Genomic DNA, 291 nt, shown 5'->3' with positions numbered 1-291 from the left:
TATTTTTTTAAAAGTATCACAAACTTTTAAAAAAAAATCAAAGAAAAATTCCAATAATTGTAAAAAGGGTAAAAAAAAGGTTAATTTATTCCAAAGAAAAACTAAAATAATTTTAATAAAATTAAAAAAAATTAAAAAATTTTTATCCCAACCAACATTAAAACCAAATAATAAAGATGATTGAGTAAAACAAATATGATGAAATAAAACATAAAAAAAAGAACCAAAAGCTTTTAAATAAGAAAAAGAAAAAAGATATTTAATCATCATCATATTTTCTTAACTTAAAAA

At 16.2% G+C, this 291-nt stretch carries 1 pseudogene; it reads right to left on the bottom strand.

Annotated elements, in window-relative coordinates:
* Positions 1-273 (bottom strand): annotated as a pseudogene (locus M8044_RS02655) (hypothetical protein); the annotation flags it as partial.
* Between the last annotated feature and the right edge of the window lie 18 nt (positions 274-291).

Origin of the sequence: Columbia Basin potato purple top phytoplasma (genome assembly GCF_028595955.1) — a bacterium.
Lineage (GTDB): Bacteria > Bacillota_I > Bacilli_A > Acholeplasmatales > Acholeplasmataceae > Phytoplasma.
Note: the sequence above shows the minus strand (reverse complement) of the source record. Positions and strands in the feature narration are given on the sequence as shown.